The organism is Pseudoselenomonas ruminantium, from assembly GCF_900113715.1.
Lineage (GTDB): Bacteria > Bacillota > Negativicutes > Selenomonadales > Selenomonadaceae > Selenomonas_A > Selenomonas_A caprae.
The window spans coordinates 1-12,517 of sequence record NZ_FOQK01000039.1 but is presented as its reverse complement, the minus strand read 5'-3'; the positions used below and the strand labels follow the sequence as shown (position 1 = coordinate 12,517).

The 12,517-nt window shown below is 48.7% G+C and carries 15 protein-coding genes; 4 read left to right on the top strand and 11 right to left on the bottom strand.

The genetic code is table 11. From position 1 onward, the window contains the following. The 5 genes from BM181_RS14405 to BM181_RS14385 all read right to left on the bottom strand — a co-directional run. The coding region (locus BM181_RS14405; protein ID WP_075445812.1) for a DNA cytosine methyltransferase at positions 1–833 on the bottom strand (833 nt) is incomplete at its 3' end. A gap of 128 nt (positions 834–961) precedes the next feature. Beyond that, complete coding sequence (locus BM181_RS14400; protein ID WP_074515961.1) at positions 962–1,519, bottom strand: N-acetylmuramoyl-L-alanine amidase family protein; 558 nt, start codon at positions 1,517–1,519, stop codon at positions 962–964. 61 nt (positions 1,520–1,580) lie between these two features. Continuing rightward, complete coding sequence (locus tag BM181_RS14395; RefSeq protein ID WP_075445811.1) at positions 1,581–2,072, bottom strand: hypothetical protein; 492 nt, start codon at positions 2,070–2,072, stop codon at positions 1,581–1,583. Beyond that, a complete protein-coding gene (locus tag BM181_RS15445; RefSeq protein WP_075445810.1) occupies positions 2,059–2,511 on the bottom strand; it encodes a hypothetical protein in 453 nt (150 codons plus the stop codon). The genes BM181_RS14395 and BM181_RS15445 overlap by 14 nt, the downstream gene beginning before the upstream one ends. A gap of 191 nt (positions 2,512–2,702) precedes the next feature. Beyond that, positions 2,703–2,912, bottom strand: coding sequence for a helix-turn-helix domain-containing protein (locus BM181_RS14385; protein ID WP_075445809.1), 210 nt, complete (start codon positions 2,910–2,912; stop codon positions 2,703–2,705). Positions 2,913–3,112: 200 nt separating this feature from the next. Here BM181_RS14385 and BM181_RS14380 point away from each other — a divergent pair, with 200 nt between their 5' ends. Continuing rightward, the gene (locus tag BM181_RS14380) at positions 3,113–3,541 is read left to right on the top strand and encodes a helix-turn-helix domain-containing protein (protein WP_075445808.1); all 429 of its coding nucleotides are present in this window, start codon (positions 3,113–3,115) and stop codon (positions 3,539–3,541) included. A 13-nt stretch (positions 3,542–3,554) separates the two neighbouring features. Further along, a complete protein-coding gene (locus BM181_RS14375; RefSeq protein ID WP_074515956.1) occupies positions 3,555–4,745 on the top strand; it encodes a tyrosine-type recombinase/integrase in 1,191 nt (396 codons plus the stop codon). 1,357 nt (positions 4,746–6,102) lie between these two features. Here the strand turns inward: BM181_RS14375 and BM181_RS15650 are convergent. Next, a complete protein-coding gene (locus tag BM181_RS15650) occupies positions 6,103–6,231 on the bottom strand; it encodes a hypothetical protein (protein ID WP_256211395.1) in 129 nt (42 codons plus the stop codon). 186 nt (positions 6,232–6,417) lie between these two features. Between BM181_RS15650 and BM181_RS14370 the strand changes: the two genes are divergently transcribed. Beyond that, the gene (locus BM181_RS14370; protein WP_075445807.1) at positions 6,418–7,212 is read left to right on the top strand and encodes a ParA family protein; all 795 of its coding nucleotides are present in this window, start codon (positions 6,418–6,420) and stop codon (positions 7,210–7,212) included. A 67-nt stretch (positions 7,213–7,279) separates the two neighbouring features. Continuing rightward, positions 7,280–7,555, top strand: coding sequence for a hypothetical protein (locus BM181_RS14365; RefSeq protein ID WP_033171188.1), 276 nt, complete (start codon positions 7,280–7,282; stop codon positions 7,553–7,555). Between the two features lie 140 nt (positions 7,556–7,695). On the opposite strand, the gene BM181_RS14360 is transcribed toward BM181_RS14365, so the two are convergent. From BM181_RS14360 to BM181_RS14340, 5 genes are all read right to left on the bottom strand, one after another. Beyond that, entirely contained in the window at positions 7,696–8,430 is a 735-nt protein-coding gene (locus BM181_RS14360; protein WP_075445806.1) for an FtsZ/tubulin family protein, read from the bottom strand. Next, a complete protein-coding gene (locus BM181_RS14355) occupies positions 8,427–8,717 on the bottom strand; it encodes a hypothetical protein (RefSeq protein ID WP_075445805.1) in 291 nt (96 codons plus the stop codon). The genes BM181_RS14360 and BM181_RS14355 overlap by 4 nt, the downstream gene beginning before the upstream one ends. A 100-nt stretch (positions 8,718–8,817) precedes the next feature. Further along, positions 8,818–9,192, bottom strand: coding sequence for a DUF697 domain-containing protein (locus BM181_RS14350; protein ID WP_075445804.1), 375 nt, complete (start codon positions 9,190–9,192; stop codon positions 8,818–8,820). Between the two features lie 38 nt (positions 9,193–9,230). Next, entirely contained in the window at positions 9,231–9,431 is a 201-nt protein-coding gene (locus tag BM181_RS14345) for a hypothetical protein (RefSeq protein WP_075445803.1), read from the bottom strand. A 180-nt stretch (positions 9,432–9,611) separates the two neighbouring features. After that, positions 9,612–10,793: a helix-turn-helix domain-containing protein gene (locus BM181_RS14340; RefSeq protein ID WP_075445802.1), complete on the bottom strand. Its 1,182-nt coding sequence runs from the start codon at positions 10,791–10,793 to the stop codon at positions 9,612–9,614. Between the last annotated feature and the right edge of the window lie 1,724 nt (positions 10,794–12,517).

Genomic DNA, 12,517 nt, shown 5'->3' with positions numbered 1-12,517 from the left:
ACGGTGTACGATGGACGCTTAGAATCAAGTCGGCGGTATATCTGACTGATTTTTGCACCTTTGACTTTTAATTGCAGGTCAGGGCGTTCTTTTAATGCCGGAGCATTAAAAGCGTTCTCGCCTTCGCCAATGAGTTTCAAGCGTTCGACAACGCGCTGGGTCATGCGTGGCATTTCGTTGTTGATGTTTGGTATTGGTTTTTCTTCCAGTGCCTGTTTGCAGGTTTTATACTGTTTAGGATCTGGCGTTGTTGGTGCAGGGGGGTAGAAGATTTTATCAATGTCGTTGCGGATGCCGACAATAATAATACGATGGCGGGCTTGAGGTACACCATATTCCTCAAATTTATAAAGATGCGGATAGAGTTGGTATCCTGCCCCGTGCATTTCCCTGAGAATCATGGGGAAGGTTCCACCATCATTGGCGCTAGAGAGGCCGCTGACGTTCTCAGCGACGAACCAGTCTGGCTGAAATAGTTTCAGAACTTTGACACCATAAGAGAAAAGAGGGCCATATGTGCCGTGGATGCCTTTCTTTTCTCCTACGGTTGAAAAGTCATTGCAAGGAAAGCCGAATGCAAAGGCATTGAACGGGTTATCCTTGAATAATGGGTTATCTTTACTGATATCCAGTTTGCGAACGTCGCCACAATATACGCTTGTGTCAGCATCATTCTTGCAGATGTTGTGACGGTAGGTTTCACAAGTTGACGGGTCAAAATCATTAGCCCAAGCATGGACAATCTTTAAGTCATCATGTCCTGGCACATGGGCAGTCATAGCTCCGCAGGCCAACCCGCCGGGGCCTGAAAAGAGCTCACCTAAACGATACATTAATAGTCCTCCAAAACAAATATATATAAATATATCAATTTATATACAAAAAACGCGATATAAGCAGCTTAGCAGCTTTGGAGATTTTTGTCAAGACTTTTCATAAAAAAGAGAGCTAATGTTTGATACTAGATTTCCTGCTCGTAGTCTGTGACACCTCTTGCCAGCGCTCGTGCGATTTCGTCGCCGTGCTGGGTAAGGAGGCCGATGTCGTCGCTATCGATGAAGCCTGTCTCCACGAGGACAGCGGGCATGGTGGTATTACGCAGGACGCAGAAACTTGGATGCGCCTTGACGCCGCGATCGGCGTAGCCGCCGTCGATGGGCGCGAGACTTTCTACGAGCTGGCGCTGGATGCAGTGGGCGAGCGTTTCGCCGTTGCCGCCGAAGTTATAGCAGTAGGTTTCGGCACCTCTGCCGCCGCCCGCGTTGACGTGGATGGAGAGGAAGAGGTCGGCGGGCCAGCGGTTGGCGGCGTCGACGACGCAGGGATAGCCGGGCGCTTCGCCGTAGAGGTTGTGACTTTGCAGCAGCTTTACTTCCAAACCCGCGGCCTCGAGGTATTTGCCGCAGAGACTGCCGTAGGTTATGGCAAGGTCGCATTCGCGCAGGTGGTAGCGGGAATTGACGCAGCCGGGGTCGGGATTGCCGCCGAGGGCATGACCGGGATTTAGGAATACTCGCATAGTTTCCTCCTTTTTGGCAGAGTATAGAAAAAGCGCAGGCCAGATGGTCTGCGCGGGCGGGCTAGTTTACGACAAAGCCGTCTTCGGTTTCTTCGGTATGATAGGTGTCCTCTTGGTCGTAGTCTTGGGCGTAGACGGTATACGTCCCCTCTTCGACAAGGCTTTCGCTGATGTCGAGGCAGTCGCCAAGGGCGTCCATCAGCGCATCCGTCCATTCATCGAAATCGCAGTATGTGCCGGTGATATGCGGCATGGTAGAAAAGGTGTAGAGGTCGCCGTCAGCTGGCTGGGGCGCAGCGGGAGCGACAGGGATAGTAGCAGGGCGCGGCGTAGGTTCGCTTTTTTGACGGGTCAGTTGACCGGTCAAATGGTAGACCATTTTGCGGCAGGCCTTGGATAGGGTCAAAAGCCCTGCGTCGATAAGCTCGTGGCGGGCGGCGACGATGCTGCCATGGGAAAGGCCGGTCATGTCGCGGATGAGGTATTCGTCCACGATGCCGCCGCCGCGGGCGGTAATGGCGTCATAGAGTTTTTGCGCCTTACGCGAAAGCATAGCGGATTCCTCCTTGTAGTAGATAGGTGTTATGCGTCATAGGCTGGGACGGGCGGCGGATGCCGCAGGCGTGGTCGTGGCCATCCATGTAGGTCATAAACGCCCGACGCCCGCGAATCGTGCCAAGGTCGATGCAGGATGCTGGCACTTTCGCGGCGGCAATACACGTCAGGTAAGTGTAGACCTGTCCCCATAGTTTGGCGCAGGCAGGATTACCGTATTTTTGTATGGCCATGACGATCGCAAGCACGTCATGAGCCGTAAAGCCGCCCGCCGGGATGTGTATGGCAAGCGGCTGGGATTGCATTAGTAGGGCTTGCCAGCGGTTAAGCAGGGCGTTTTCGGGTATAATAGGTGTATGGCCTGTGAGACTGGCCCGTTGGAGACAAGCCCCGATATGCGCCGCTTGCAGGTGGTCGATGGTAAGGATGATGTCCATAGCTGTTCTCCTTCTTCATCCGTCGGGGCAATTTTGGCAATGGGGATGCCGTTGACTAAGGCCAGCATGTGCGAAGCATCGATGCCGATTGGTATCCTCGCCAAGCGGTAGATTTCGAGCAGCTGGCAGTCTAAGGCGGTGCGTCCGTGGTAGTGCGATAAATCCGTTTTTCCCATAGTGTCTCCTTTCCGTTAATGCAGGGAGGGCAGGCAGTTGTCCTGGTGGGCGGCGCAGTCCGCGAGCCACTTGTCGGCGGCGGTGCGGTGGATCATGATGCGCCGCCCGACGCGCAGGGCGGGAAATCCACGGACATGGGAGAGGCGGCGGGCGGTCTTTTCGCCGATGCCGGTAATACGGGAAAATTCGTTGATGGTGAGTAGGATTTTTTCTTGATTTTGCATAGGCATTTTCCTCGTTACGGCTGTATCATGTTGCACGGGGCAGTCGTATTAGTATTATTTTGTATTCATTCGACGTTTTAATTATACTACTAGATAATTTTAATGTCTATAACTGTCAGAAAATACGGCATATAAAAGAAATATAGCGTATAAAATGGCTTTTCATGATACAATAAGGGCGAAAGGTGGTTTGAAGTGCCATGAATAACGACAAAACAATTGACCCGTCAAATTTGACCGGTCAACCGGCAGATATAGCGGCGCGATGTCCGGATTTAAAGGATAGGCTGGCGGGACTGGCCAGCCAGCGCGCCAAGGACGAGGAAAATATTTTCCCGCTGCGGCTCAAGATGCTGCGGCAGGAACTGAATCTCACGCAGAATGAGCTGGCAGAAATTTTGGGCGTGCCGATGCGGACGTATGCGAATTGGGAGCAGGGACGGTCGTTCCCGAGCATCGAGCGGCTGCCACATATTGCGGCGTTTTTCGATGTGACGGTCGATTATCTTTTAGGCGTGAACCGCGATACTGTCAATCACAGGGTTATGGATCAATTGGCTATCCTTACCCCCGAACAGCGCAAGGCCGTGGAGCTGGTGCTCGTGAGTATGAAGAAAGAAGCGGAATGAAGGGGGGACTGGCATGGGACGGAGAAAGAAGACGCGCCGGGGGCCGCGCGAAGGGTCAATCTATAAGGACAAAAAGCGTGACCGTTGGATTGCGCAGCTGACGGTCGGTTTTGATGGCCGGACGGGCCGCCCGGTGCGGCGCACGAAAAGCAGCTTTACGCAGAAAGAGGCGCTGAAAAACCTTGCGGCCCTCAAGGAGAGGTATATGAATACGACGGCCCTGCTTGCCGACCAGCTGACGGCAGGAGAGTGGCTGGACCGGTGGTTTACGACCTATTCGCAGCCCCATATCCGCATGACGACCGGGGAGCGCTACGGCTTTATGATTCGCGTGGCCAAGGAGTATATCGGCACGATGCCGCTGGCGTTCGTGACGGAATTTGACCTGCAGAACATCATCAACCGCAGGTTTTTCGACCATTACGAGCGGGCGCGGTATTTCCGCGTCGTCATGCGCATGGCCTTTGGGCGGGCGGCAAAACTCAAGCTGATTCCTGCCAATATTGCCGATGACCTCAACCTGCCGCGCCGACCGCAGAAAAAGCCGTTCGTGCGGCCTACCAAGGAACAGCGGGACGCTTTGCTGGAGGCGGCGACGCCGTTTCCTTGCTGGCGGCAAATCCTGCTGACCGAGTTCATGACAGGGCTTAGACGTGGCGAGCTTTTGGCCCTGCACTGGAGCGACATCAACCTTGAAGAGGGCTGGCTGGAGGTAAGTCATGGCCTCGTCAATACCGACGGCAAAGTCATGCTCACGGAGCCCAAGACCGAGCAGAGCCGCCGCCGTATCTATATCCCGCGGGCATTATGCCAGGAGCTTTCCGAATACCGGCACCGGCAGGGAATCGCGCGGCTGGAGGCGGGGCATTGGGAGCATCCCGATTTAGTATTTACGCGTAAGGCGGGAGCCTTCATCAGCCCCGCGTATTTCTCGTCATACTATGCGCGGGTCAGAAAACGCCTTGGCATCCGCACGACCTTCCACATGCTGCGGCATGACCTCGCCTCCCGCATGAAGGACAGCAAGAAATTTGACTTGAAGGACATACAGGAGCAGCTGGGGCATTCGACGATAAATGTTACGATGGACATATACACTCACCTCAACGAGGATTCCAAGGCCGCCGTCGGGCGCTGGATGCAGGAGGACATGGGCAATGTCATTGACATGGATGAGAAACGGCAGGAGCGGGAGAGCAAGTAGTCGTGAAAAATCAAAAAAAATTTTATGATGCCTATCTGGCATAACTTGATATAGCGTGATATATCACTGCCGTGTCGATACCGATTTACGACCCGCAGAGCGGGCAGGAAAATCGTACAAGAAAAGCCCCGTGAAAAGCATCACGGGGCTTTGGCGTATATAGCCTTACGGTGTTTTGAAAATTGCGGGTAAACGCAGGAATTATACAACATCAAAAGTGTTATACCTGCCGCCTATTCGGGGGATGTCTGCCGCTTGCAGACAGTTGACGTATTAACCGCAATCATGCTATGATAGTTTGCAGATACAGAGTTATCGACAGAAAGCCTGTGTATAACAGGACAGCTCTTTCCTAAGTAAAAAATTGAAACGTTAATATATAGAGAAAATAAAAAGAAGCCTTCGGACGGCAATCCGTAGGCTTCCGCTAAATGGTCCACGCAAACACCGTGTACCAAAGCTTTTCTTACGTTCGATTATATCGTATAGTATTTGACTCGTCAAGAGGCAGACTATGTGTATATTAGATTGAGGCGTGGACATTTAGCACCCAGCTCTGGTGGAGCAGGTGCTTTTTTAGTGCGTGAATGCAAAGTATCGGGCAACATAGGTACAGGAATCAACGGATTATAAGGCAGCTGCCGCGGAGGGGTCGTGTTGAGTGGCAAGCACACGCAAAAGACACCCATCGACGTTAATCGCGCCGGGAATCACCGTTAGATGGTGGCGGGCTAACCGCAGCCCTTAACATCCAGATGCCCTGCGGGTGCAATTCCTGCAGGTGAGCCCACTGAGACGTGCAGTGTGGCAACAACAGTCCTGAGAGGCCCCTCACAAGGGTCGTTGAGGCAGGCGGAACGAAACGTGGTAACGTCAGACCTGGTCACGAAATACGGGTGATTCCCGTCGAGAGTTCCGTTTCAGCAGTAATGCTGATTGCATGGATGAGGCGACCGACCGATCGGCCAATCAACCTTTTCATGTACCGCACTACCATAGAGAAACGAATCGGCTCGTTCTCGTTTCCCTATGGCAGTGCGGCCTCAGCTCCCTCCCTCTCAACCATATCAAGGGGTTCGGGGTTCGTCAACAAAGTTACGTAAAAAAGTTCGAGGGGGAGAATTGGTATGCGGGAACCTAGTACAGGTATTCATGGAATGGGGGTTGAGAGACGCCCAGTAGCGAAGAAAAGGTATTATTGTAAGGCTTGTCGTTTTGCGAAATTATCAGCGCATCGGACAGAACTGTACTGTTCAGCTTATGGAAAGTTTAAGAAAGCGAGTACTGGGGTAGACCGATGCACAAAGTATCGGCGGAAGTAATGTAACGATAATTAATTATGAGTACAGTTTTAAGACTAGCCGCGCAGGTATTTGTAGAGGCGGAAGAGTGCTGGGCAGATTATTTTGAGTAAGCCGTAGACGATACCAAGGAAAAAGCAAAGACCGCAAAAGATCATGAAGATGGCCACGATAAGAGATACCATAGAAAACACCTCCAGTAGCGTTATGGATTACATTCATTATAGCAGAAACGGCAGTCCGTAGATTTCGGGCTGCCGTTTTTTTTGACCGGTCAATTTTGACTCGTCAACTATTGCCAGTCCGAGGCGGATTTGATATAGTTAGTATATAAAAAGTATTACTTAGTATATACTATGAGGGGCAGAAGTATGAAAATCATAGCGATTGCAAACCAAAAAGGCGGCGTGGCTAAGACGACGTCCACCTACAATCTGGCGGCGGCCAAGGCGGTGGCCTCGAAGAAAAATCGGGTGCTGATGATAGACCTTGATCCGCAGGCATCCCTGACTATCAGCTGCGGGCTGGAGCCGGGAACGGGCAATATGGAAAAATACAACATCTGCGCATTGTTCGAGACCGACAAGCATAAGCAGATAAATCCGGCGGAGTGCTGCTTTACCGTCGATGCGACAGGTCTTGAGAATCTGTACCTGCTGCCGTCAGACCTGGAGCTGGCGGTCAAAGAGGGCAACCTCATCGGCACGCGTAACTCGGATGTCCGCCTCTATACGGCCTTGGAGCAGCTCGCACCGTATTTCGATTACTGCTTTATCGACTGCCCACCGCAGCTCGGCACGCTTCTGCGTAATGCGCTGACGGCTGCCAATGAGGTCATCGTGCCGTCCAAGACGGATTACCTTTCCTATCGCGGTCTCAAGGCACTGATGGAGACCATCGAGGGCATAAGGTCCGGCGACGGCGCAAGGTCGCTGAATCCCGACTTGGAATTTCGCGGGGTTATCGCGACGCTTTACAAAGGTTCGTCCAACGACCATCGTGACGTACTGGAGCTCTTGAAGAAAAACTACAACGTGCTCGGCGTCGTCAAAGACACCGTCGAAGTGAACCGCCGCCTTATCGAAGGACTGCCGATAGTCCTGGCGAATAAAGGCGCGGAAGTATCGGGGGTCTACAAGAACATTGCAGATAAGATTCAAAAGTAATACTTATTATATAAATAGTATTAGCAAGCATATAGAAAGTATTACTTAGTATATAAGGAGAACGGATATGGCAAGACTGATCGATAAAATCGAAGAACGGGAACGGCAGACGGAGGCGAACGCCTCAGCCGAGAAAAAAACGCCGGTTGTCGTGCGGATGACCGAGCAGACAAAATCTTCCAGTGGCAAAGACAAGCAGATTTCGGCCAAGGTCAACTCGGAAACCTATGCGGCCTTTACGGAAATCAACCGTGCGCTGGGCATGTCCAACAACAGCGCCCTGAACATGATTATTGCCGACTACGTGCGCGAGAAACGCTACGTACTTGAGGACATAAAGTAATACTTTTTATATAATAGGTATCGCTAAGCATATAGATAGTATTACTTAGTATAGGATAGGTGTAGGTTAATACGGTGTACTGATATTTAAATATGAATACAGAAAAGCCCTTGGAATATTAATGTCCAAGGGCTTTTGCTTTAGGATTTTACCCACATGGTTACATGAATGGTGTCCGCAAGGGCATTATCTGAGGCAGCTAACCAGTAGATTTCGCTGTCGTTATTGCCGATTCCGTCATGGATCATATCGCTGAGCTCGGATACTTCAAACATGCTAAGGTTATCCTCACTGCCGGTAATATTCAAGAGTACAATTTTCCCGGAGTGTGGGTCAACGCCCTGCGCAGCCAGACATTGCAGTGCTTTGTCGGTAGCCGAGTATTTACCCTGTTGGGCCTGGTATTCGTAATAGTGAAAGATTAAACGGCCGGGATCTTTTAACAAGGAGCGAACAGTCTCAAGATCTACGTCGATTGGGCCTGGCTGCGATAAGACGGTATATATCGACTGGATACCCTCGCTAATGTAGGCAAAGAGTTCCATATTTCCTGAAAAGTTTTTTGGTTTTACTACCAGGATATTATCGGTCATTACTGGCTGTTCATCGGAAATCCATATCGGAAATACAAGCATATTCTGTTGTCTGGCAAATTCGATGCCTTTTTGGAATTCAGTCCAAGTATCTTGGCTACCTGCACAGGCCACAAGGAAAAGTACATCCGTTTTATTCCAAGTGGCAGGGTCAAAGCTAAATGGGGCTAACAGTTTCTGTTCCGCAGCCAGTAGGTATTTTTCCAGCATGGCATGAGCCTTACCGATGCCAGTGACTTTTAACGTGATTGCTTTGACGATCATATTCATTTTGGAAGTCATAATACATACACCTCATTTGTAGTAGAAACAGGATCTTTATAGATAGGATTCGTAAGTCCTAAGCAGATTTGGTGGACGATATTGTATCCGCTCCTGAAGTCGCTGGCTGTTTTGGCTATAGTGCATACATACTGCTGGTATAGCGTAAATAGCTTATAATGTTTCCTTCCTGTGATGACCAATAAGCCGAGTTTTTTCAGTTGCTTGCGCAAAGATTTTGTCATCGTTCGATAGCCTTTAAAGAGCTTTTTCAACTCGAGTCGTAGTGTTTGGATATCGTGTTTCATCAGTATCGTTTTCCTCCGTATCACCACCATTATAGTATCGATTGGTTTAACAAGACTGGGGCTCTATATAAGGTGCCTCAGTCTTGTTATTATGGAGTTATTAGACAAAGGCGGTGCAGCTAGCTTTTTCGGCTTGCTGGGAAAAGGCCTCGGCAACTTCCCAGCCAATTACCTCTGTGATAGAAAAGGCAACCGATGCGTTAATAGCACTGCCAACACCCGGAATCAGTTTTAACAAACCGCCAGCTACCATTTTTCCAAGGTGTTCAGCAATCATTGTTGTTGCCATGGCTGTCGCAGCCGATTCTGTCATTTTTACATCAAAAACCTTCCCTAAGGAAATGATCATGGTAACTTGAGCTGCTACGATGGCTGCAGCATCTGCACCAGGAATAGGCAAAGCGCCTGCAGCTCCCGATGTTACTGCTGCCGAGTGGATAATAATATGGCTTTTTTCACGTTCAATTTTTCTCATAATAATATCTCCTTACATCTAAAACATTCTTTATTTGCTTATTTTTCAAGTTCCGCTTTAATGGCTGCGGCCTTTGCCAGGTTTGCATCACGCCGGCGATAGTGCTCACGAGCTCGTTCATAGTAATAACCATCATTAGGATTGTTCTTGGCTAAAGCCCAGGATCGATTAGCTACTCGTTCATTGTATTTGGCAGTGCTTAAGTAGCGTTTCATAAGAGTCGATTTTTTTTGTTCCATTTGGTTCACCTCCGTTCTGAAATCAAGGAAATCGATTTATTGTAGTTTAATGTAAACGAATAACAGAGTCAATAGCTTGCAACACAATAATGTAAAAAACTCGACACTAAAAAATCGGTTAGTGTCGAGTTTTTTACATTATTGTGTTACTATAACGATAAGGAATAATAAATATAGTTTTTATTGAGGAATTTTCATATTAATATATTTTAGATAGATAGAAAAATTAAAAGACGGGAATTCTTCTTTTAAAACTTTCTCAAGTGATATATCGATGCTTTTGGTATTTATATTGCTATTTTCATCAGATATAATAGGCATAAAGATAAGGATTATGAACGACAGAATAGCATCGTCTGGAATTTCTTTGTATACATTTTCAAAAACAAAATCATGATGAACGAAGTTATTATTTTCCCAATTTATATAACAAAAGTAATCCGTGAAGTAACCTGCTAATACACTATTTAAATAAGATATAATATTTGATTTTTTTAGTTCTGATTTTTTTAGATTTGATTCTTTGATAACTCTTTTGATAATTTTTTTTGTCTTTTTATTAGTGAATATTCTTCTATCATTTAAAAGCCAAATTTTCTTTGTTAGGATGAAAATACGAGATTTTAGGTTTATTAAATGAGATATCCTTTCTATTGATTCGTTGTAACTGCATTCGGAATAAGAAAAGTCTATAAAGTTTCTGTTCATCAATAATAAGCCTATAATTTTATCATTTATTGATTCCTGTTTATTAATATTTAATTGACTGGCATCCGATACTTGAAATTGTTTATTATCGGTTAATATAGAAATTCTTTGACTATGCTTTTTTAGCAATGGGGTTAATCTATTGAATATATTTTCCAATTCCACAGCACTAAAATCATCGATATATATGAAGAGACATCTTGCCTTTATGCAGTTTTCTATTTTTATATTGTCTATTTTGTTATAGGAAGAACTATTCATAATATCCCACCATTCTTGATTAAAAGAATGGCTTAGGAAATACTCGTAATCTGTATCGCTTATAGGTATTTTTTTTATTCTGTATAAATTATCATGATTAAGTAACGAGGTAAGAGCTATTATTTCTTTTTTATAATCATTGTTTTCGTAGTTATGCACCCATTTTTTTAAAAGTTCTTTATAGTAATAATCCAAATATGATCCTATAGCAAAATAAAATAATGCACTTACTTGTTGACTGTTTTCTTCTTTATTGTATGTTGGCCGACTCATTCCCAGTGCATCTGCCATTTTTTGCTGTGTTTTTTTTAAAATTTCTTTTCTGATTTCGTAAACGATTTGAGCGCGCCTCACACATAATTGTTCTAAATGTTTCTTTTTATTTTCGTCCATAGTATAAAATATTCCTTTCATGAAAAAAATATATGAAAACAAATACGTAAAAAAATATAATAATTATCTTTGGTAATTATTATACAAAAGATAATGGAAAATGGCTATTTTCTTGACGAACTGTCAGGATGATGCTACAATGAATTTAGAAATTAGACATAGGCATATGTCAGCCAATGAAAAAGCCCTTGGGAGTGATGACCCAAGGGCTTTTTCGTGCACCTTGATGATTGGCGCACCTCGCTGGTGCCACAATGGCTGCGCTTACTACAGCCCCAGCATCTGCAAAATCAGTGTACCGAGAATGCTCCCGAGGATACTGATAAGCAGCTCAAGCAGAAAATTAGAACTAGGCATAGTTGTCAACCTCCCTCCCTTGCCATATTAGCTTGATGAGGGCTGTGGCTTTTTTAGTATAGCATATACTCGAGATTTGTGGAATTTTTCGTATACTTAGTATATAAAAAGTATTACTTAGTATATTTTTTAGTGTGCGGCGAGCCGGATGCGAGCCTTTCCGCGCATGGATGCGCAGGTGTGTGTGACGACGTGGCCACGCGTAGCGTGTCCACCAAAGGAACATACACCCGAACCAGTGCGGGGATTGTACGGCGCGGCAGTGCCGGGCGGATGCGGAGTGCGGCTGAGTGGGCGAAGTGCTCCTACGCCGTCGGAAACAGGGCGAAGACTTGAGCCCCCGACGGGGCAGGAGACCTGAGCCCCGAACGCCAAACGCAGTCAGCCGCCTGGCTCTGTCGCGCCCTTATCGAGAGGAACGGAAAGCGTCTAGCGCGAAGTGGACGGCGTGCCGTCCACCCGAGCGATTGGACGCCTGCTGGTGGGAAGTATCGACGAGCAGGCAACGACTAGCCCATGAGGCAGCATCGAGGCACTGAGGGCAGGGGGTACGGCGGCGCGAGCTATCCCGCACCGCTCTCGCTGGACGCCGTAGTCGTCCCGACCGTAGGGAGGGCTGCCAAGCCCCCTGTCCCCCTATCCGCGGCACCAATTCCCCATTCCTGCCCGAGGAGCAGCAGAACCGCAGGGCAGGAAAACGGGGGAAAGGGGGTAGGCCCCGCCTGTCGGGGCCGTAGGGGGAAAGGGGGCGGAGAGTGGACGCGGATGCGTCCACGTGCAGAGACGGCCCCCTGCCCTCAGTGCCTCCCCTAGGGTTATCACGGATGAACGACAACGGAACGGCCTGCGGATGCCGCGATGTGCGATGCGGGAGGTGCGCCAGCACGTCCCGCCAGGTGTCGCAAACGACGTGGACGGCAGCTGGGCCGTCCACCAAAGGAGCGACACCCGAACCAGTAACGAGGGGCAGGACTGATCGGTCAATTCTGCTCATGGGGAGCGGCAAAAGGGTGGGGAGCGGTGTTTCTCTGCGACGTGGACGCTGCAGCCAACGGTGGTCAAAGATAGACAGAAGCGTCAGCGTCCACCAAAGCAGGAACACCGCCGGGTGGGCGTCTCCTTACGGCAGTCTACATCGGGGCATCCCTTACTACGGCGCGCCCACCCTCCCAGCCCTGCAAACTCCCCAAGAGAGGCTGGCCGCGACGTTGCCATGTGCCGCCGGAAGTGTCTGCGTGCTCCTACTTTTGGCGGTAGCGTCACAGCAACCTCGCGCCCAGTATATTCTTTCGCGGCCCTCATACTGCGCTGGCGCACCACGTCCGCTGCGCTCCCGTCGTGCGGTGCTGCTCGTTACGGCGTGCAGA

Excerpts from the sequence above, each read along its gene's own strand:
- BM181_RS14340 (WP_075445802.1), bottom strand. The coding sequence starts at position 10,793 with ATGGACGAAAATAAAAAGAAACATTTAGAACAATTATGTGTGAGGCGC.
- BM181_RS14400 (WP_074515961.1), bottom strand. The coding sequence starts at position 1,519 with ATGCGAGTATTCCTAAATCCCGGTCATGCCCTCGGCGGCAATCCCGAC.
- BM181_RS14385 (WP_075445809.1), bottom strand. The coding sequence starts at position 2,912 with ATGCAAAATCAAGAAAAAATCCTACTCACCATCAACGAATTTTCCCGT.
- BM181_RS15445 (WP_075445810.1), bottom strand. The coding sequence starts at position 2,511 with ATGGACATCATCCTTACCATCGACCACCTGCAAGCGGCGCATATCGGG.
- BM181_RS14380 (WP_075445808.1), top strand. The coding sequence starts at position 3,113 with ATGAATAACGACAAAACAATTGACCCGTCAAATTTGACCGGTCAACCG.
- BM181_RS14365 (WP_033171188.1), top strand. The coding sequence starts at position 7,280 with ATGGCAAGACTGATCGATAAAATCGAAGAACGGGAACGGCAGACGGAG.
- BM181_RS14370 (WP_075445807.1), top strand. The coding sequence starts at position 6,418 with ATGAAAATCATAGCGATTGCAAACCAAAAAGGCGGCGTGGCTAAGACG.
- BM181_RS14375 (WP_074515956.1), top strand. The coding sequence starts at position 3,555 with ATGGGACGGAGAAAGAAGACGCGCCGGGGGCCGCGCGAAGGGTCAATC.
- BM181_RS15650 (WP_256211395.1), bottom strand. The coding sequence starts at position 6,231 with ATGGTATCTCTTATCGTGGCCATCTTCATGATCTTTTGCGGTCTTTGC.
- BM181_RS14395 (WP_075445811.1), bottom strand. The coding sequence starts at position 2,072 with ATGCTTTCGCGTAAGGCGCAAAAACTCTATGACGCCATTACCGCCCGC.
- BM181_RS14345 (WP_075445803.1), bottom strand. The coding sequence starts at position 9,431 with ATGGAACAAAAAAAATCGACTCTTATGAAACGCTACTTAAGCACTGCC.
- BM181_RS14350 (WP_075445804.1), bottom strand. The coding sequence starts at position 9,192 with ATGAGAAAAATTGAACGTGAAAAAAGCCATATTATTATCCACTCGGCA.
- BM181_RS14360 (WP_075445806.1), bottom strand. The coding sequence starts at position 8,430 with ATGACTTCCAAAATGAATATGATCGTCAAAGCAATCACGTTAAAAGTC.
- BM181_RS14355 (WP_075445805.1), bottom strand. The coding sequence starts at position 8,717 with ATGAAACACGATATCCAAACACTACGACTCGAGTTGAAAAAGCTCTTT.